Genomic DNA, 17245 nt, shown 5'->3' on the forward strand with positions numbered 1-17245 from the left:
GTCCACGGGACGTTGTTCGCATCGTGATTCGCTCGGCGCTTGAAATCAATGCTCGCCCCGGATGTGACGACGCCGATGGGATTTCCACTGCGGCGTCCACGGCCAATGTCCTGGCGTGAGGGCTTCGGTCATCGACCGATTCGACCGTCCGAATGCGGTCTTTTGGCGCGCCTGAGAATCCGCATCAGAGTTGAGTGCGCGTTGTTCGGGAATCTCATTTAAATATTTGTAAAAACGTAATAATATAGATAATAACTCCAACCTGTATCCAGTGTGGAGTAATGGTCGCAGGGCGTGAACTTACGCCCTTATGGATGCGTCGAAGTCCTTCAGTTTGAATCTCAGGAAATTGCGGCTTGCGATGCGCATCACGCAAGAAGCGCTCGCCCATGATGCGGGCACGAGCAGCTCTTATCTGAGTGCGATCGAAAATGGCCGGTCGAGCCCGACGCTGAAAGCAATGGAGCGGCTCGCGAAGGCACTCGGCGTTAATGCCGTCTATCTCTTGTCCGGCCGGATATCGATCTCGATCGTTTCGGACGACGAACTGGAAATCGGCGCGATACTGGCGCGCCCGGCGGTGACGCTCCGGCGCCATCCGCACAAGCCGACGGGGCGGCCGAGCAAGACCAAGTAAATCATCGGGGGCTGCACGCGCGTGGGCTGGAACCACGCGCCCGATAGACGCGCCCGCAACGCGCGCGTCGAAAGGAGTGCCCCTCGGTGCCGTTTCGCGACCTCGATGCCTATATTAAGCAGGCCAGGCGCGCGAACAGTGATCGCGAGCTGTTCAGTTGCAGCGAGGCCGCCGCACGCCAGCTCGGCCTCCCATGGCTCGCGATCGTCCAGAGCATGGCCTTCTTTCAGCCCGGTGGGCGATATTTCCGCATGGACAATTTCCAGAGCTGGGGCGACGTTTTCGTCGCCGAAGGCTATTACCGCGACGATCCCGCCTTGCTCGCGGCGCGCTCGACAAGCCGGGCGTTCTGCTGGCACGAAATGGAGCGACTGCTGGGCGGCTTCACGCGGCGACAGGCGCGCATCGTGCGCGAAGCCGCGCGTCATGGCCTGCGCAACGGCCTCACCGTTCCGATTGGCGTCGCCGGCGAGCCGCCCGGATGCTGTACGTTCGCAACGCGCGACGGGCAATTGCCGCCATCGCATATCTGCCGGATCGCGACGCTGATGGCGAGCGAGGCGTTTACCGAGGCGCGGCGCTTGCACGGCTTTCCGGCGCGCCCGCTGAAATTACCCCATCTCAGCCCAAAGCGGCTCGAATGCTTTCGCTTGGCGGCGATGGGCAAGAGCGACGTCGAGATCGGGATCATGATGAACATCGCCCCGACGACAGTGCGCACCTACATGCGTGACCTGCGCGAACATTTCGGAATCTATTCCCGCGCGCAGCTCCCGGCGATCGCGCTCGCCTGCGGAATCGTCTGCATCGAGGAGATCGTCCCGCGGTTCTGAGCGGGATCGCCGCATCCTCAATATTGACGACTGTTTGAGCCCTTCATCTCTGCTCCCTTCGCGACTGTTCAATTTGAACGGGAGCTACTGCCATGATCCATATTGTCAAAGGGTGCTCGCTTACCGATGCGCGCGCCGCCTCGATGTTCGAGGACCGCAAGACCCTGTTCGTCGATCTGCTGGGCTGGGATGTTCCGGTCGTCGGCGGCCGCTATGAAATCGACAGCTATGACGGCGACAAGGCGGTCTATCTGATCGCCACCGACGATGGCTGCATTCACCAGGGGTCGATGCGGCTGCTATCGACAGAGGGCGCACATCTTCTCGCCGATCGTTTCGCGTCGCTCTGCGAGTGCGATGCGCCCCGGGGGGAGCAGGTTCGCGAGATTACGCGACTTTGCCTGCCGCAACGATTGGGCGCCCCCGGACGCCTGCGTGTCCGCAACCGGCTCATCTCGGCGATGGTCGATCATGCGCTCGGCAGCGGAATCACCATGCTAACCGGCGTCGTGACCGCTGCTTTTCGCGAGGAGGTTTTGGCGATGGGCTGGCGCGCAGCGCCGCTCGGCCCCGCGCGCCGCATCGATGGCGCGTTCCTTGGAGCGTTCCGCATCGAGATCTGCGCCGGTACGCCTGCGCTGCTGGCGTCGAACGGCATCTATGTACCGGGTGCGATCACTCCCGATGCGGCGGCAAGAGCCGCGTGAAGGGAATGGCGATGCACGACCCCGCCCGCCTCGCCGCGATGCTGCTCGCCGACGGTTATGTCATTGTCGATAACGCCGTGCCGACCGAGCTAATCACCGCGCTCGAAGCCGAACTCGCACCGCGCTTCGTCGCCACGCCCTTTTGCGAAGGCGGATTCTACGGAGCCCGCACCAAGCGCTTTGGCGCGTTGTTGCGGCGTTCACGGCATATCGCCGGCCTTGTGCTGCACCCGATCATCCGCGGTATCGCCGAAACGGTGCTCGGGGAATGGTGCGATCGTATCGTTCTCAACCTCACCCAGGCGATCGAAATCCATCCCGGCGCGCTCGCGCAGGTGCCGCACCGCGACCAGGATCTCTGGGGCGGCGTCAAGACCGGGATGCACTATCAGATCAACGTCATCTGGCCGATCGATCCGTTCACGCTGGAGAGTGGCGCGACGCTGGTCTGGCCGGGCAGCCATCACGATGCGGCATCGCAACCGGGCGATGCACGTCCGGTCGCCGCCGAAATGCCACCCGGCTCCGCGCTGCTGTTCCTCGGATCGATCCTGCATGGTGCCGGCGCTAACCAGTCCGATCATGTGCGCCGCGCGGTCATCACCTCCTATTGCCTCGGATGGCTGCGGACGTTCGAGAATCAGTATCTCGTCTATCCGCCCGCCATCGCTCGAGCGTTCGATCCCGATCTGGCCGCGCTCATCGGCTATGCCCAGCATCGCCCCAATCTCGGCAATGTCGAAGGCCAGTGCCCGTCCGTGCTGCTTCACCGGGACGATATCGACGGCCTCCCTGCGATCGACGCGCTGCTCCCCGGCCAGGCCGACATGCTGGATGCCTATGTCGCCGAACAGGAAGCCGCGCGTGCGGGCCTGATCGGCGGGTAACGCGGGTTCGTCGGACCGGGCGCTGCACTCATGACACACGATCCAAACCCCGAAGCAGGCGGCGGCGCGCGAACACGGATCGAGGCGGATTCATCCGCTGTGGACGGTGGAGCCACGGCGTCGTCGGCCGCGGAGCGCGCTCGGCGGGCACGCGAGCATTGCCCGTTTCTGACAACCAAGCAGGCCGCGTTCCATCTCGGTCTCGCGGGGGACACGCTCAAGAAGATGCGCCGGGAGCGGCGCGGCCCGCCGTGCCGAAAGCATGGCACCGTCTGGCGCTACCATATCGACGATATCGAGGCCTGGTCGCGCGCGAACATGCGGGAGGGAGGCAATGGCTAGGCTGCTACCCTCCCGTCTGCCGGCTAAACCCACCGCGCTGATCGGTCTCGGCGCGGCCGCGCTGGCGACCACGATCGCGCTGCCGCCAACGCCGTGGCTGGTCTGGAACGCATCGGCCAGCGCGCCGATCGGTCTCTATGCCGTCAGCGGACGGCAGGACATCGCATCGGGCGACATGGTGCTGGTCCGGGTGCCCGACCGCTGGCGCCGGCTCGCCGCCGAGCGGCGCTACATTCCGATCAATATCCCGCTGGTCAAGCGCGTCGCGGCCGCGCCCGGCGATCGCGTCTGTGCGCGCGGGCGGGAGATCTATGTCAACGGCCACCCGGTGGCCGAACGCCGCGAAGCCGATGGCCGCGACCGTCCGATGCCGTGGTGGAATGGCTGCGTGATGTTGCGTTCGGGCGCATTGTTCCTGCTGATGGACAGCCCGGATTCGTTCGATGGGCGTTATTTCGGACCGACATCGCGCGGCGACGTCATCGGCGAGGTGCGACTGCTGTGGCTGGGCTGAGGGTCGCCATCACCGCCCTGGCGCTGCTGGCGGCGGCACCGGCTGACGCGCAGTCGGTCGTTCACTGGCGGCCCTATATCGAGGCAGCCTCGGCGCGTTTCGGCGTGCCGGTAGAATGGATCGAGCGCGTCATGCGCGCCGAGAGCGGCGGGCGCACGGTGCTGGACGGGCGCCCGATTACCAGCCACGCCGGCGCGATGGGACTGATGCAGCTCATGCCCGGCACCTGGTCCGAAATGCGCGCGCGGCTCGGGCTCGGACGTGATCCCCATAGCCCGCGCGACAACATATTGGCGGGGACGCTCTATCTTCGTCTGATGTATGACCGCTTCGGTTATCCCGGACTGTTCGCAGCCTATAACGCGGGACCGGCACGCTATGCCGAGCACGTGCGGACCGGCCGCGCGCTGCCCGGTGAGACCCGCGCCTATCTCGCGAGCGTCGCCGGAGTGCCCGTCAATTCCCGGTCGGCTGTCACGGCCGCCAGTGCAACGCCGCGTACCGTCAATGCCATCTTCTTCGCGATCGGCGACCGGCCCCCTGCCGGCCGGAGCGAAGCCGGTGCGGCCACGCTGTTCGTCGCGCTGCGATCGACGTCGCCCGAGAAGAACGCGCCAGACCGCCCATAGTGCGAGCCGATCGGGGCTTCATGCCGAATCGTGTTTCTGCTATGTTCCGAGCCTATGGAGTTGGTCGTGATGTTGCTCGGTCTGATCCTGTCCGCCACCGGCATCGTCCTCTTCGCCTGGGCGATGTTCCGGCTCGCCGTCTTCGCACTCCCGGTCGGGCTCGGTGCGGCCGCATTTCTGTGGGCGGGGGGTGGCGAACTGGGGCCGTTGCTCGGTCTGCTTCTCGGCCTCGTCGTCGGCGTCGCGGTCTTGCTGATCGGACGCATGCTCATCGCGTCGCGGTTGCCCGTTCCGCTTCGCGGAGCGATCGCGCTTCTCTTCGCCGTGCCCGCCGGGATCGCCGGCGGCAGTGTCGTCTCCAGCCTGATGCAGCTCGGCGGTGCGGGGCCGACCGCGACCGGCATCGCCGCGGCGGTCGGCGCGATCATCATCGCCGGTGCCGCCATGATGAGCCTGTTGCCCGCGATGACCGCTTGCACCGGTTCGAACGGATCCCCGCTGCACGGTTGATCTGTTGGGGCCAGTGGGCCGAGTGCTCGCTCCTCGTGTCACCGCGCGCATGGCGACCACGACGAGAGTGCTTCAAGACGGCAGGGTCTGACCTGACGCATCCGGGTTTTCAGGCGCCTCGCGCCTGCGGCGCGACCGCCGCTCTATTCCGCTAGGCTCACATCCGTTCGCCAAGCTCCACCGGGCCACGCTTCGCGCGTCCCGGCCAAAGGTGACGATCGGACTGGCGGGATGCCGGAGCCTTGCTCCGGCCTGTCGTCGCCGCGCCTGACCGGCGCGGCGGCATTTTTCGTTGGGCCTTCCCCTCGTCGCGCGGGTGGGCGGCGCTCCCTTCTGGGCCCGGCCCGGCGTCCCGCAAGCCGGCCTTCGACTGCGCTCGGGTCCGGCTCCTCCATTGCATTTCGGCCCTGCGGGTGCGGACCGCCTCCTGGCCGCGCCCGGCAGGTCGCAATTCGCCGCCCACCCCCGCTCCGGGGGAGGCCCTGGGGTTTTTGGGGCGGCATTGGAGGATAGCCATGCACCAGACCGGCAGCCAACGCGCGCGCGCAGAGGGCAGCAAACGCCAGCCCCCGGCGGAGCGCGCCAATCTTTACGACGAGGTGACGGGCCGCATTGTTTCCGAACTTGAGGCGGGCCGCTTCCCTTGGGTCCAGCCTTGGGGCCGCCCCAATGGTCAAGGCTTCTCCGCCGCCCCCGGCCTCCCGCGCAACGGGCTCACCAGCCGCAATTACAGCGGCGTCAATGTCCTGATCCTGTGGGGAGCAGTGATCGAGAACGGCTATCCGTCGCAATCGTGGCTGACCTTCCGCCAAGCCTTGGAGGCGGGCGGCAATGTCAGGAAAGGCGAGCGCGGGACAAGGGTTGTCTATGCCGACCGCTTCACCCCCGAAGCCGAGAAGGAACGCGCGCGCCAGACCGGCGGCGAAGCCCGCGCGGTGCCGTTCCTCAAACGCTTCACCGTGTTCAACGTCGCACAGTGCGAAGGCTTGCGCCCCGGCCTTGCCACCGACCCCGCACCGCTTCCCGAACGCCAAGTCGTGCCGATCGCCGAAGCGGTCATTGCGGCATCGGGCGTCGATTTCCGCATCGGTGGGGACAAGGCCTACTATGTCCCGAGCGCCGACTATGTGCAGGTGCCCCCGCAACCGGCCTTCCACGAACAGATCAATTTCTACCGGACGGCGCTGCACGAACTCTGTCATGCCAGCGGCCACCCGTCGCGCCTCAATCGCAATCTGCGCAATGCGTTCGGCAGCAAGGACTATGCGCGCGAAGAATTGATCGCCGAGATGGGATCGGCCTTCCTTTGCGCCGCGCTCGGCATCGTGCCGACCGTTCGTCACGCCGATTATCTGGCATCATGGCTCGACGTGCTGCGCGAGGACAATCGCGCGATCTTTCGCGCGGCCAGTCAGGCGAGCAAGGCCGCCGATTGGCTGCTTGCCCGCTACGCCGAGACGCAGGACGAAGGGAGGGAAGCGGCATGATTACGCTCCCCCATGCGATCCTTTCGGCGCTGCGCGCGAATGCGCGCGCCAGCCGCCTCCACGAGCAGCGCGACGAACGGTTCGACCCGTTCCCGGTGGTCAAATTCTTCAATCCGGTCGGCGCGGCGACGTGGATCGCCACCGAGCTTTACGACGATGGAGACACGCTGTTCGGCCTCGCCGACTTGGGGTTCGGATGCCCGGAAATGGGCGTGTTCTCGCTTACCGAGATTGCGGGCGTCCGCTTGCCCTTCGGCCTGTTCATCGAGCGCGACGAGCATTTCGAGCCGCTGGCCCCGCTTTCGCTATGGTCCGATACCGCGCGGCGCATGGGTGCAATCGTTCTGGCCGAAGCCGAACTTCGCCGCATCACCGATAGCCGGAACGGCAACGAGCTTCCGCCGCCTCTTGATGATCGAGGGGCCGGATGACGCGCGGCGCGTTTCGCCGCATTGAGTGCCGGTCCCGCCCATCCAGCAAGACAAACGGGACCGGCGCTCCAGAAGGAGCAGACCAATGAAACTCGACTTTATCGACCATAGCAAGCTGGTTCCGTCCAAGGTGAACATGCGGCACGGACCCAAGCCCCCGGACGTGGGCGACATTCTGCCCTCGATCCGCAAGCGCGGTGTCATCGTGCCGCTGATCGTGCGCCCGCAGGCGGGCAACGATAATGGCGTCCACGAAATCGTCGCCGGGCGGCGGCGCTGGACGGCGAACGCCATCGCGCTTGTCGAGGGCATCGACCACGGCCCGCTTCCCGTCGCCATCCTCGACGCCGGGGACGACGCCGACGCCATCGAGGCATCGCTTCTCGAGAACACCCGGCTCGATCCCGACGAGGTGACGCGATGGGAAACCTTCGCACGGCTGGTCAAGGAGGGCCGCGACATTGCGGATATCTCCGCGACGTTCGGCATTCCCGAGCTTGGCGTGAAGCGTATCCTAGCGCTCGGCAACCTGCTTCCGCGCATCCGCGATCTTTACCGCAAGGAGAAGATCAACGCGGCGACCGTCCGGCATCTGACGCTGGCGAGCAAGCAGCAGCAGAAGGCATGGCTGGCGCTCTACGACGATGACGACGCCTATTGCCCGACCGGCCAGCAATTGAAGGCATGGCTGTTCGGCGGGCAGTCGATCAAGGTCGAACATGCCCTGTTCGACGTCGATGCGAGCGGCCTTGCGATCGTCGCCGATCTGTTCGGCGAAGACCGCTATTTTGCAGATGCCGACGCGTTCTGGACCGCGCAGAACGCCGTAATCGACGCGCGCAAGGAGGACTATCTGGATGCCGGATGGTTCGACGTGGTGATCGTCCCGCCCGGCGAATATTTCTACCGCTATGAGTTCGCCAAGGCACCCAAGCGCAAGGGCGGGCGCGTGTATATAGATGTGCGCGAAAGCGGCGAGGTCGAGGTCCACGAAGGCTATGTGACGAGCAAGGAGGCCAAGCGGCTCGAACGCGGCGAGGCAATCGAAACCGGCCCCAAAGTGCCGCGCCCCGAAGTGACGAGCACGATGCAGACCTATATCAACCTGCACCGTCATGCCGCTGTCCGCGCCTCGCTGACCCGTCATCCCAAGGTCGCGCTGCGCTTGATGGTCGCCCATGTCATCGTCGGGTCGCCACTGTGGACGGTCAAGCCCGAGCCGCAGACCGCGCGCAACGACGATGTGCGCGAAAGCGTCGAAACTTGCCGCGCGGAAACCGACTTCGACGCGAAGCGCCGCGCCGTATTGGACCTTCTCGGCTTCTCGCCCGAGGAACCGACCGTCACAGGCGGCAACGGCGACGACTTCGGACTGGTCGGCGTGTTCCTGCGCTTGCTCGACGTGCCCGACCGCGCCGTAATGGACGTGATCGTCATCGTCATGGGCGAAACGCTCGCCAGCGGCAGCGCCGCCATCGAGGCGGTCGGCGGCGAGATCGGCGTCGATATGGCCCGCTACTGGCAGGCCGACGACGCCTTTTTCGAGTGTGTCCGCGACAAGGAGGTGCTGACCCGCATCGTCGCCGAGGTGGCGGGCGAACCTGTCGCCGCCGCCAATGCGAAGGAACCGGGCAAGGTCTTGAAGCGCATCGTCCGCGACCATCTGGAGGGTGCGAACGGGCGGCCCAAGGTCGAGGGTTGGGTGCCGAAATGGATGGCGTTCCCGCCCGCTACCTATACGGCGCGCGGCGGCGTCGGCACCGTCGCGGCTCATGCCAAGGTGCTCGCGGCGCGCCCCGACCGCGAGCCGGAACCGACCGGCCCCGGCGCGGTGATTGCGCTTCCGGCCCCTGCCAAGGCCGAGCCGCAGGAACAGCCCGAGCGCGAAGCCGCATGAAACTGGACGGGCGGCGGCGCACCCGCCGCCCGTTCCGTCCCCCATAAAATCGCCGCGCCGCTCGGCCGCAAGCGGCCCTCGCGGCGCGGATTTCAGACAGGAGACTTGTCATGGCCGACCGTGTTTCGGCATCCATCACCATCGGCGGGACGCTCCCCGCCAGCCAGCTTCCCGCCTTCGCCGAGGCCATCGCGAACGAAGGGCTGTCCACCGAATGGGACGGCGAACCCTTCGCGCTCGGCGATCTGCCCGAGGGCGAGCCCTTGGCGCTCATGGCGCACGAGGTCGCCTGGGGGCGGTTCGAGGGACTCGAAGCCTTCTGCATCGCGCATGGGCTTTTCTTCGCGCGCTGGTCGGGCGCCTATGCCTGCCAGTGGGGTGCGGAACGCACCGTGTTCACCGGCAGCGGCGAACCGCAAAGCTACGCTGCCGACGAGGACGACTATATCCTCATGGGGCGCTGCACCGCCGAGCGATTGGGCAGCTATGCGGCGATCATCGCGCATTTCGATGCGGCCGACTTCGCGGTGCCCCCGCTTGTCATCACGCCCGAACGGGAGGAGGCGAGCAATGGCTGACATCTGGATTCAGGGCAGCTTCGCCTTTCGCTGCACCGCCGCCGAGTGCGCGCTGATCGAGGAAGTCGCAAACGCTGGCTACGCGCTAGCGAATGACGACGCGCCCGATCCGCCGAGCGCGGCGCTGCTCGCAGCCTTTCCGCCGGACGATGCGAACGCGCGGTGGAGCGGGTTTCGCGAGGCGTTCAACGATCCCGAATTTCCCACCATCGGAGCCGATTTCATCGCTGAAACCTGCCCCGACGATCCATCCGCGCGGATCGTGTGTTTCGCCAGCATGGACGATTTCGATGCCGCTGCCATCGCGGTGGTGATCCAGCGATGTTGCCCCGAAACGCTCGCCAAGGGGCCGATCGGCTTTGAATGGGCCATGACCTGTTCCAAGCCCCGCATCGGGGAGTTCGGTGGCGGCTGGTGCGCGATTTTCGCAGACCGCATCGAGATCGACGCGACCAACGAGGCGCTGTCGCGCGCGCTCGCGGGCGACGGCAACTAGCCCAAATCGCGCCGCACTGCGCGCTCGCGTGCCGAAAACCCCTGCCGCCTGACCTACCGGGCGGTGCGGCGGATCACCGTCCGGGCGCTTCCGCATAACGTGCATTCGTCCTTCTGCCGCTCGAATCCGCGCGTGCCGCCGAGCGCGCAGGTGACGACATTGGCCTGTGCGGTAACCGACAGGTTGAGCCGGTCAGTCACGCAGGCATCGCACACCGCCGCGCCGTCCAGCCGCACGATCAGCCGTTCGATCTGCCCCGCAATCGTCGTTCCTTCGTTCATCGCCGTGAGGCTATAGCCGCGGCCTCGTGGCCGCGAAAGCAATCATGGCTTCCCGGAAAGACGCCGGACTGGGCTTCCTGTCCGCGCGCGCATCTCGTCCTTTCGTGTCTCACCAACCCGTCGCCGGCTCCTTGGGCGCATGACCTGGGACGGCCGCGCGCCTCGCGAAACCATCGCGCGGAACTGATTTCCCCGCGCCGCTTTGGCGGCGCTCCTCGCGGCCGCTTCGCTCCAAATCAGCCCCGCGCTTCCGGTCCTCCGCTTCGCTTCGGCCTGCGGTTCGCAGCGCGCTCAAGGGCCGTCCCTTCGGTCCGCCCATCGCCCGGCATCGGGTCGGGCGAATGTGCAAGGAGACGAGAAATGCCCTCAATCGGTCATGTCCAGCGCCAGAACGACGGTTCGTTCCGGGGCGCCTTGAAGACGCTTTCGGTCAATGCCGAGATCGCCATCATCCCCAACCGCAGTAAGACCGGGGACCAGCCCGACTACCGCGTGCTGTCGAACGGCGTCGAACTGGGCGGCGGCTGGATCCGCACCGGCGAGGTGAGCCAGCGCGAATATGTCCGCCTCGCCATGTCGGCCCCCGAACTTGGCGGCCGCACCCTCTACGCCAATCTCGGCCGCGCCGCCGGGCAGGACGACGACGACGCGTTCGCCGTTATCTGGAACCCCGGCGACTGAGCCGGATCGGCCCCGCGCCGGTCACCCGGCGCGGGGCTTTCCTCATGCCTTGAGGGCTTGGCGTGGGCCTTTTCCTGCACCGGAACGCGCTTGCGGGCCTGCAGAGAGGAAGAAATCCGCTCAGCAAGCACCGAGTATCCGGCGGCGAACGGACCGCCTCAACCATCGACGGTTCCCCCAATTTTCACGCCACCTGCGTTCCGCTTCGCTCCACTCCGGCGACGAGAAAATCGGCTCCCCCGTCGCCCGCTTCGCGGCCGCTGCGCGGTGGTTGACCCCGCCCGCTCCCCGCCGGGCGATGGCTCATCTTTCGCTTGTATCAGGAGGATGAGATGTCGGTTGAACAACAGATCGAGGAGCTTCGCGCGGAGCTTTCATGGTGCGATGACGCGGGAGAACGGCGGCAGATCGAAGCCGAATTAAGGGCCGCTGAGAAGAGGCTGAAGCGGTGCAATCGGGCGCTGCGTCAGGCCGAACAGGCAGGCTGGCAATAAGGCGATGCGCTGTTGAAGGGGCAGGTTCGCGGGAGTGGTGCCGCATGGCGCCGCTCCCCTTTTTTGATCGGGAAGGCGGGAAGGCAAAGCGGGCGTCTGGGGCGGCAGGTGGCAGTCGGGCTCGATGGCAAGATAGAGGCAAAATCTCGCGATTTTGTAAGTGTTTGTCTGCACATCGTTTTTTGAAGGCTTTTGCGAGACTCGCCCTTTGAGTGCGAGACAGGGTTACCAGGAGTGGCGGTTTTCTGGGCTTTTCCGATCCCAATCGCGAGACTCCTTGCGCTCTGGCGAGGACGCGCCATTCTTATCGGCGGGGAGCGTCATTCCGGCATGGAAGGACGCCGCTATGCGCGATGATGAGTTCGAACCGCAGCTGGGCCGGATGCGCGGCCGGGGCAAGGAGCAGCGCTACCTGAGCCGCGTCGTGAAAGCGGCAAAGCGGGCCGGCATGAAAACGGGCAGGCGCGGCCGTTTCGACGGCAGCCGGATCGGGCGCGGCGCGAGTGTTGCGCGGGTGCTCAGATCGCGCGACCGATTGGGCGCGTTCCGGTCGCGCCGCGTGATCGTCAAGATACGGCCTGTCGGCCTTGGCGGGAAAGGCATGGGCGGTGCGAAGGCGCACCTTCGCTATATTCAGCGCGACGGCGTGACCCGTGAGGGCGAGGCTGGTGCGCTCTACTCGCCCGACAGCGACGTCGCCGATGGCAAGGCGTTCCTCGAACGGTGTGACGGCGACCGCCGCCAGTTCCGGTTCATCGTGTCGGCCGAGGACGCCGACCAGTATCCCGACTTGAAGCCGTTCGTGCGCCGGCTGATGACGCAGATGGAGCAGGATCTTGGGACAAAGCTCGATTGGGTGGCGGTCGACCATTTCAATACCGGCCATCCGCACACGCATATCGTGGTGCGCGGCGTAAACGATCGGGGTGAGAATCTGCTGATCGCGCGCGAGTATATCTCGCACGGGAGCCGGCAGCGGGCGATCGAGATCGTCAACCTCGACCTGGGGCCGCGCACCGACCTTGAAATCGAAGAGCGGCTTCGCAGCGATACGGGTGCCGAGCGGCTGACCGCGATCGACAGACGGCTGATCCGCGACATGGATACCGCGCGGCTGGTCAGCGCGAGCGATGGCGATCCCTTCCAGCAATCGCTTCGCGTCGGTCGCCTGCAGAAACTCGGGCGCATGGGACTCGCCTCGCATGTCGGCAACGGCACCTGGCGGCTTGAGCCCGACCTTGCGAACACACTGCGCCAGATCGGCGAGCGCGGCGACATCATCCGCACCATGCAGCGCGAGCTGACCGCGCGGAAGCTCGATCGTGCTGCGGTCGATCGCGTCATCTACGACCCGGTCGCGAAGGAGGCGACGCCGATCATCGGCCGCGTCGTGATGCGCGGGCTCGCCGACGAACATGAAGACCGTCATTATCTGCTGGTCGACGGCATCGACGGGCGCACCCATTATGCCGAGATCGGCAAGGGCGAGCTGGTCGACACGATCCCCGAAAATGCCATCGTCCGGATCGCGCCACGCGAGGGCGGCATTCGCGCCGTCGATCGGACGATCGACGAGATCGCGGCGGCGAACGGCGGGCGCTATTCGATCGACGCCCATCTGAAGCACGATCCGACCGCCAGCGAACGCTTCGCCGAAACGCATGTCCGGCGGCTTGAAGCGATGCGAAAAATCTCGGGCGTCGTCGAGCGCGAGCCCGACGGAAGCTGGATCATCGCGCCGGACCATCTCGCCAGGGTCGAGAGGTTCGAAGCCATGCAGTTCCGCGACCACCCCGTTGCCATTGAAACCCTGTCGGCGATCCCGCTCGACAAATTACCGGGAACCGATGCCGCGACCTGGCTCGATCGCGAGCTGGTCGCCGAAGCGCCGGTGCCAGTGCGCGATGCTGGGTTCGGGCACGAGGTTCGTTCAGCGCAGGCGATGCGACGGCAATGGCTGATCACCGAACAGCTTGCAGACGAACAGGATGGGCAGACGGTCTATCGGCGAGGGATGCTCGCCGCGCTCCAGCGGCGAGAATTGCTGCGTGTCGCCCGCCAGCTCTCCGACAAGTTAGGCGTTCCGTTCGCCGAGGCCAGAGAGGGGGAGGCTGTTCAAGGCAGGCTCGTGCGCGCAGTCGAGATGACGAGTGGTCGCCATGCGCTCATCGAACGGTCGCGCGATTTCACGCTGGTGCCGTGGCGCTCTGTTCTCGATCGCCATGTCGGTAAATCGGTCTCGGGCATCATGCGCGACGGCGGGATCAACTGGACACTCGGGCGGCAGCGCAGCGGGCCGAGCGTCTCCTGATCCGGAGGATTCGGGCTTTCTATTTTCATGAAATTATGTTTTCATGGATTCATGAAAAATATCGCAGCGCAAACCGATGTCGGCGACGAGCATCTTCAGGTGCAGATTCCTGCCGTTACGAAACGCGATCTCGGTCAACGGTCGCTCGATTCCCGCGAGCCGATCCGGATGATCGTACTGCGGGCACTTGAAGCCTATGGCGTGAGCGTCCCCGCAGACGCGATATCGGATCGCCGGAAGGGCAGGCGATGAGCGAGGATTTCGAAGCTCTCACTGTTGCGGATTATGCGAAGCAGGCCGCGCGGACTGATCAACGCAGCGGTGGCCGCGCACTGGGCTTCTCGATGCTTGGCCTTTTCGGCGAAGTCGGCAGCTTGCTCAGTGAGGCCAAGAAAAAGCAGCGCGACGATGCCTCCTACCTGGGTTACGCTCACGCCGTCGCGGAAGAGCTTGGTGACGTCCTTTGGTATCTGGCGGCGATCGCACGGCGCAGCCGCATGGCGCTCAGCGACATCGCTGCCGCCGCGGCGACAAACGGCGGACAATGGCAGACGGGCGGCAACGAAACGCTCAGTTTCCATGCGCTGCAGCCGCAGCACATTCCGCTTGCCAAGGCACCGATGCCGCAGTTCGAGCATAGCCTGCTCGCGCTGGCAGGCGACGTTGGGCTGCTCATCAACGATTTCCAGGCGGGCGGTCTTGCGAAGGACCGCGAAGCACTCGCGGGCCGGCTGGTCGCGGTCATGCGCCGGTTGATCCAGGCGGCAAACGAATCCGGTGTTACCATCGAGGCTGCCGCCGTGAAGAATCTTCACAAGATCTTCGATCGCTGGCCGCGCGAGCGCATCTATCCGGCGCCGACCGATGCGGCGCTCGACCCAGAAGAGCAATTGCCGCGGCGGATGGCGATCGACGTCTATGAACGCACCGTTCGCGGGCAGACATTCGTGTATCAACGCTCAAGCGGTGTGTATGTCGGCGACCGGCTCACCGACAACGCGCTCGAACCCGACGACTATCGTTTCCACGATGTCTTTCACTACGCTTATGTCGCGGTGCTTGGCTGGTCGCCAGTGCTGCGTGCGCTGCTCCGTCTCAAGCGCAAGAGCGATCCGAAACTCGACGACGCCGAAGACGGTGCTCGGGCGATTCTCATCGAAGAGGGCATAACTTCCTGGATTTTCGGACAAGCGCAGCAACTCCGGTACTTTGAAAACGTGAAGCGCGGTGGCCTTCCGCTGGACATGCTGAAGCATGTCCGCCAGTTCGTCGCCGGCTACGAATCAGAACGCTGTCCGCTGTGGCTTTGGGAGGAAGCGATCCTCCAGGGCTATACGGCTTTCCGCTTCCTTCAGGAGCATCGGCGCGGCCGCGTCCTGATCGACTTCGCCAATCGCCGCCTGCGTATCAAGGAATTGCCGTCATGACCCCGAAATCCTTTGTGTCCACCCTGGCGGCGACCGAACTTCCCTCAGTGTTCAATCCCTGGCGCGATCGCTGCACGGTCCATGACCGCAGCGACGCCGCCGCCCGGCGCCGCGACAATCTCGAAATGCTGCTCACCGCGGCGCTTGATCATCGCGTCGAAACGATCTGGATCGCGCGTGATCTCGGCTATCGCGGGGGGCGGCGTACGGGCGTACCGCTGACCGACGAAATTCACCTCGGACATGCCGGCACGCTGATGGGCGGCATCGCATTTGAACGTGCGACGCAGGGACCCGCCGTGGCGGAGCGCACCGCGGCGATCGTCTGGCGTGTGCTAGAGCGGATCGGTCAGCCTGTCATGCTCTGGAACGTTTTCCCGTTCCATCCCCATGAAGCGGATGATCCGATGTCGAACCGATGCCACACGCGAAGCGAGCGCGAGGCGACCTGGCCGATATTGCAAGCCCTCGTGTCAATGATCCGGCCCCGCCAGATCGTCGCGATCGGGCGCGACGCTCACCTGGCGCTGGACGGTCTCGACATTCCGACCACCGCGGTCCGCCATCCGAGCTACGGCGGGCAGCGCGAGTTCATCGAGGGCATGTTCAGCCTGTACGGTGTCGCGGATGACAACGATGAGCCGCTAGAACTGCCGTTGGGCGCGCCTCACGCCGCAGCACGGAGATGTGCGCTCGCCTGATCGCAGCGTTCAAAGAGTTGCTTAAGATCGCCGCGGTTCCAGTTGGCGGTGTCGACCGTGGCGTTGGTCGAGACGATCGTGAGCGGACCCAGCGCGACCCCGCCTTCCTTGGCGATGAATTCGAGCAGACGGCCGAGGCCGATCAGATTGCCGAGCAGTTTTTCGATATAGTAGTGATTGCGGTAGAGCGCGGTCATGCCGAGGCGACGATCGTCGCCCTTGCCGATCAGCTTGAGACTGGCAAAGCTCAGGCACTGACCGCCGTAGGGCGAGTCATTCACGTCGCGGGCGGGGTCGAAGATCAGCAGTTCGAATTTGTTGAGCGCTCGGACGTTCGGGTTGCGCAGGCGCTCGACGATGCCCCAGATTTGATTGATTGGCTGGCCGTCGGCGCGGGGCAATTCCATCATCCGTTCGAAATAATAGCCCGACCAAGCGCCCGACCTCCGGACCTTCGGCAGCACGTTGTCGCGAAACCGGTCGAAGAATTGCGGCGCGCCGTAGCGCCTGTACAGCGCTGCCGGAAAAATCGTGTTGGCGACCGTCTCGATGGGCTTCTTGCCATGGCCCGAAAGGAAGGCATCGACTTCCGCCACGACGGGATCGGCGAGTGTTGCGCGCGCAGTCGGCTCGGCCACGGAGATGACGACATTCTGCGCCTGGTGTCCGGTGGCGAGGTCGACGAGCCGGACCGCCTCGCGCCAGCCAGCAACGCAGTCAGGCTGCGGCGGTATGGGAAGATACATCGACTTCCTCCGTCAAATTTGCCGTGGCGAAAAGGCGCGGCGCTAGAAAGCGCTCAGTAAGCCAGGCGTGGCCTTCCAAGCCCCAACCTGGTCCCCAGCTGTTGCGGATGAGAATGGCCGGGGTGCCGTCCACGGTTCCATGCCCGACCGCGACGACCGCGTGCCGTTGCGCTGGCTCGGGGAGTTCGTCGTTCGCCGGATCGACGACGCCATCACCGCGCGGCTGGAAGAAAGACCGTGACAGCATCGTCAGCATGAGCACCGGCGTGTCACGATCCAGCGCGGCAAGGATGGATGACAGGTCGGTTCCATCCCTCTGTCCGTTGCGGCCATAGAGCGGGCCAACGGTCGCCGGCGGCGTCCACAGTCGATGATCGGCTGGAACCGCTGCCAGATACGGCCAGCCTTTCTCGTCGGGTTGGCCATCGAGCCGTAGCGCGTCCAGCATTGTGGATAGCAGTGCGCCGCTCGTCGGCGGTCTGCCCGCCCGTTTCTGCGCGGCATAAAAGGCGAATTCACACGACAGCGGTGCCCAGCCGTCGCGAAGCCCGGCGTGGGTGTCGCTCGCGGCGAATGCGAGGCATGTCGGCCGCGCGCCTTGATCGCGCGCAGGCCCGAACAGCGGCCGAAGGTCACGGACGATATCGATCATGGGG

Annotated in this window: 22 protein-coding genes; 19 read left to right on the forward strand and 3 right to left on the reverse strand. The window is 65.4% G+C overall.

Going from position 1 to position 17245, the window contains the following annotated elements:
- Nucleotides 1–310: 310 nt before the first annotated feature.
- The 13 genes from NJ75_RS23765 (at nucleotide 311) to NJ75_RS12395 (ending at nucleotide 9948) form a co-directional block, all read left to right on the forward strand.
- On the forward strand, nucleotides 311–637 hold the full coding sequence (locus NJ75_RS23765) for a helix-turn-helix domain-containing protein (protein WP_017499963.1): 327 nt from the start codon (nucleotides 311–313) through the stop codon (nucleotides 635–637).
- Nucleotides 638–723: 86 nt separating this feature from the next.
- A complete protein-coding gene (locus NJ75_RS12340; RefSeq protein WP_017499962.1) occupies nucleotides 724–1470 on the forward strand; it encodes a LuxR family transcriptional regulator in 747 nt (248 codons plus the stop codon).
- Nucleotides 1471–1562: 92 nt separating this feature from the next.
- Nucleotides 1563–2177 (forward strand): acyl-homoserine-lactone synthase, encoded by a 615-nt coding sequence (locus NJ75_RS12345; RefSeq protein ID WP_017499961.1) that lies wholly within the window; start codon nucleotides 1563–1565, stop codon nucleotides 2175–2177.
- A 5-nt stretch (nucleotides 2178–2182) separates the two neighbouring features.
- Entirely contained in the window at nucleotides 2183–3064 is an 882-nt protein-coding gene (locus NJ75_RS12350) for a phytanoyl-CoA dioxygenase family protein (RefSeq protein WP_017499960.1), read from the forward strand.
- Nucleotides 3065–3094: 30 nt separating this feature from the next.
- A complete protein-coding gene (locus tag NJ75_RS12355; RefSeq protein WP_081095412.1) occupies nucleotides 3095–3406 on the forward strand; it encodes a helix-turn-helix domain-containing protein in 312 nt (103 codons plus the stop codon).
- On the forward strand, nucleotides 3399–3920 hold the full coding sequence (locus NJ75_RS12360; RefSeq protein ID WP_017499958.1) for a S26 family signal peptidase: 522 nt from the start codon (nucleotides 3399–3401) through the stop codon (nucleotides 3918–3920). Before NJ75_RS12355 ends, NJ75_RS12360 begins: the two co-directional genes overlap by 8 nt.
- Nucleotides 3908–4549, forward strand: coding sequence for a lytic transglycosylase domain-containing protein (locus NJ75_RS12365; RefSeq protein WP_017499957.1), 642 nt, complete (start codon nucleotides 3908–3910; stop codon nucleotides 4547–4549). The genes NJ75_RS12360 and NJ75_RS12365 overlap by 13 nt, the downstream gene beginning before the upstream one ends.
- Before the next feature lie 54 nt (nucleotides 4550–4603).
- Nucleotides 4604–5059 carry a hypothetical protein gene (locus NJ75_RS12370; RefSeq protein ID WP_017499956.1) on the forward strand — a complete coding sequence of 152 codons (456 nt, stop codon included), beginning with the start codon at nucleotides 4604–4606 and terminating at the stop codon, nucleotides 5057–5059.
- Nucleotides 5060–5574: 515 nt separating this feature from the next.
- Nucleotides 5575–6546, forward strand: coding sequence for an ArdC family protein (locus tag NJ75_RS12375; protein ID WP_017499955.1), 972 nt, complete (start codon nucleotides 5575–5577; stop codon nucleotides 6544–6546).
- Complete coding sequence (locus NJ75_RS12380) at nucleotides 6543–6977, forward strand: DUF2958 domain-containing protein (protein WP_017499954.1); 435 nt, start codon at nucleotides 6543–6545, stop codon at nucleotides 6975–6977. The genes NJ75_RS12375 and NJ75_RS12380 overlap by 4 nt, the downstream gene beginning before the upstream one ends.
- 85 nt (nucleotides 6978–7062) lie before the next feature.
- Complete coding sequence (locus tag NJ75_RS12385) at nucleotides 7063–8874, forward strand: ParB/RepB/Spo0J family partition protein (protein ID WP_017499953.1); 1812 nt, start codon at nucleotides 7063–7065, stop codon at nucleotides 8872–8874.
- Between the two features lie 110 nt (nucleotides 8875–8984).
- Nucleotides 8985–9452, forward strand: a complete 468-nt coding sequence (locus NJ75_RS12390; RefSeq protein ID WP_017499952.1) for a hypothetical protein — start codon at nucleotides 8985–8987, stop codon at nucleotides 9450–9452.
- A complete protein-coding gene (locus NJ75_RS12395; protein WP_017499951.1) occupies nucleotides 9445–9948 on the forward strand; it encodes a hypothetical protein in 504 nt (167 codons plus the stop codon). The genes NJ75_RS12390 and NJ75_RS12395 overlap by 8 nt, the downstream gene beginning before the upstream one ends.
- Nucleotides 9949–10001: 53 nt before the next feature.
- On the opposite strand, the gene NJ75_RS12400 is transcribed toward NJ75_RS12395, so the two are convergent.
- The gene (locus tag NJ75_RS12400) at nucleotides 10002–10229 is read right to left on the reverse strand and encodes a hypothetical protein (protein WP_017499950.1); all 228 of its coding nucleotides are present in this window, start codon (nucleotides 10227–10229) and stop codon (nucleotides 10002–10004) included.
- Between the two features lie 360 nt (nucleotides 10230–10589).
- On the opposite strand from NJ75_RS12400, the gene NJ75_RS12405 reads away from it, so the two are divergent.
- The 6 genes from NJ75_RS12405 (at nucleotide 10590) to NJ75_RS12430 (ending at nucleotide 15843) form a co-directional block, all read left to right on the forward strand.
- Nucleotides 10590–10910, forward strand: coding sequence for a DUF736 domain-containing protein (locus tag NJ75_RS12405; RefSeq protein WP_017499949.1), 321 nt, complete (start codon nucleotides 10590–10592; stop codon nucleotides 10908–10910).
- Nucleotides 10911–11242: 332 nt separating this feature from the next.
- Nucleotides 11243–11404 carry a hypothetical protein gene (locus NJ75_RS24750; RefSeq protein ID WP_168196079.1) on the forward strand — a complete coding sequence of 54 codons (162 nt, stop codon included), beginning with the start codon at nucleotides 11243–11245 and terminating at the stop codon, nucleotides 11402–11404.
- A gap of 346 nt (nucleotides 11405–11750) precedes the next feature.
- Nucleotides 11751–13715: a relaxase/mobilization nuclease RlxS gene (rlxS, locus tag NJ75_RS12415; protein WP_017499947.1), complete on the forward strand. Its 1965-nt coding sequence runs from the start codon at nucleotides 11751–11753 to the stop codon at nucleotides 13713–13715.
- 51 nt (nucleotides 13716–13766) lie between these two features.
- On the forward strand, nucleotides 13767–13967 hold the full coding sequence (locus NJ75_RS12420; protein WP_017499946.1) for a hypothetical protein: 201 nt from the start codon (nucleotides 13767–13769) through the stop codon (nucleotides 13965–13967).
- Entirely contained in the window at nucleotides 13964–15142 is a 1179-nt protein-coding gene (locus NJ75_RS12425) for a nucleoside triphosphate pyrophosphohydrolase family protein (RefSeq protein WP_017499945.1), read from the forward strand. Before NJ75_RS12420 ends, NJ75_RS12425 begins: the two co-directional genes overlap by 4 nt.
- A complete protein-coding gene (locus NJ75_RS12430) occupies nucleotides 15139–15843 on the forward strand; it encodes a uracil-DNA glycosylase (RefSeq protein ID WP_017499944.1) in 705 nt (234 codons plus the stop codon). The genes NJ75_RS12425 and NJ75_RS12430 overlap by 4 nt, the downstream gene beginning before the upstream one ends.
- Here NJ75_RS12430 and NJ75_RS12435 read toward each other — a convergent pair.
- Nucleotides 15810–16589, reverse strand: coding sequence for a thymidylate synthase family protein (locus tag NJ75_RS12435; protein ID WP_017499943.1), 780 nt, complete (start codon nucleotides 16587–16589; stop codon nucleotides 15810–15812). The two genes, NJ75_RS12430 and NJ75_RS12435, sit on opposite strands and share 34 nt — an antisense overlap.
- Entirely contained in the window at nucleotides 16561–17241 is a 681-nt protein-coding gene (locus NJ75_RS12440) for a C1 family peptidase (protein WP_017499942.1), read from the reverse strand. The genes NJ75_RS12435 and NJ75_RS12440 overlap by 29 nt, the downstream gene beginning before the upstream one ends.
- Nucleotides 17242–17245: the final 4 nt, after the last annotated feature.

The sequence above is a fragment of the Novosphingobium subterraneum genome (assembly GCF_000807925.1).
GTDB classification, from domain to species: domain Bacteria; phylum Pseudomonadota; class Alphaproteobacteria; order Sphingomonadales; family Sphingomonadaceae; genus Novosphingobium; species Novosphingobium subterraneum.